Raw genomic sequence first — 1,320 nt, 5'->3', positions numbered from 1 at the left:
CGAGCTTTCGGTGGAGGCGCTGGCCACGGCGCTTGGCGGGCTGGTTGCCCGGCATGAGGTACTACGGACCCGGCTGGTGATCGCCGAGGCCGACGGCGTGCCGTACCAGGTGATCGACCCGCCGGCACCGTTCGACCTGCCGCTGATCGACCTGTCCGGCGAACCAGACCCGGCCGCCGCCGCGCAGGCGTGGCTGGCCACAAACGCGGCGGTGCCGTTCGATCTGGCGGCCGGGCCGTTGTTCCGGGCGAGCCTACTGCGGCTCGGCGCCGAGGCGCATGTGCTGGCCCTGGCCATGCACCACGTGGTGGGTGACGAGTGGTCCGACGGGATCCTGCGCCGAGAGCTGGACGCGTTGTACGCCGCAGCGCGCGACGGTGTGGAGCCTGGGCTGGCGGCGTTGCCGGTGCAGTACGCCGATTTCGCGGTGTGGCAGCGGCAGTGGCTGACCGGCGACGTCCTCGAGGAACACCTCGCCTACTGGCGCGAGCGTCTCGCCGATGCGCCGGTGCTGGAACTGCCGACGGATCGGCCGCGGCCGGCGGTGCGGTCCTCGGATGGTGCGATCATCGAGTTCGCGATTCCGCAGGAGGTGGTGGAGGCTCTTCGGTCGGTGTCCCGTTCGGCGGGGGCGTCGATGTTCATGACGTTGTTCAGCGCGTACGCGATGTTGTTGAGTCGGTACTCCGGTCAGGACGACATCGTCGTCGGTACGCCGATCGCGAACCGGAACCGGGCCGAGATCGAAGGGTTGATCGGCTACTTCGTCAACACCCTGGTGCTACGCACCGACCTGTCCGGTGACCCGACGTTCACCGAGCTGTTGGGTCGGGTCCGGGCCGAGACACTGGCCGCGTTCGCGCATCAGGATGTGCCGTTCGACCGTCTCGTCGACGAGTTGGTCTCGGATCGGGACCGGTCCCGGACCCCGTTGTTCCAGGTGCTGTTCAACTATTTCGCCGAGGACGAGGCGGACACCGACAGCGGCGACGATGCGCTGCTGGGCCGGGTGCAGGAGGAACTGGCGAAGTTCGATCTGCGGCTGGTCGTGGCGGAGCGTGGTGGTGGTCTGCTCGGTGCGGTGCATTACGCGACGCGGTTGTTCGACGAGTCGACGATCCGGCGGCTGATCGGGCATTTCCTGCAGTTGCTGACCGGGGTGGCCGGGGATGCCGGGGTGCGGTTGTCCCGGCTGACGCTGACGAGCGGATCGTCGTATGAGTCCGAGGTGCCGTCGGTGCCCGGGGTGGACGAGCTGATCGACACCGACACCGACGTGGTGGCGGTGGTCAGTCAGGGTGAGTCGTTTACCTATGCGGA

Annotated in this window: 1 protein-coding gene; it reads left to right on the top strand. The window is 68.2% G+C overall.

All coding sequences use genetic code 11. From position 1 onward, the window contains the following. Window positions 1-1,320 (top strand): condensation domain-containing protein (locus tag ACFP2T_RS43150; protein ID WP_377432830.1); only part of this gene is annotated, 1,320 nt, incomplete at both ends.

Origin of the sequence: Plantactinospora solaniradicis, assembly GCF_042658085.1 — a bacterium.
Taxonomy (GTDB): Bacteria; Actinomycetota; Actinomycetes; order Mycobacteriales; family Micromonosporaceae; genus Plantactinospora; species Plantactinospora solaniradicis.
The sequence above is the reverse complement of the archived record's forward strand: the minus strand, read 5'-3'. Positions and strand labels throughout refer to the sequence as shown.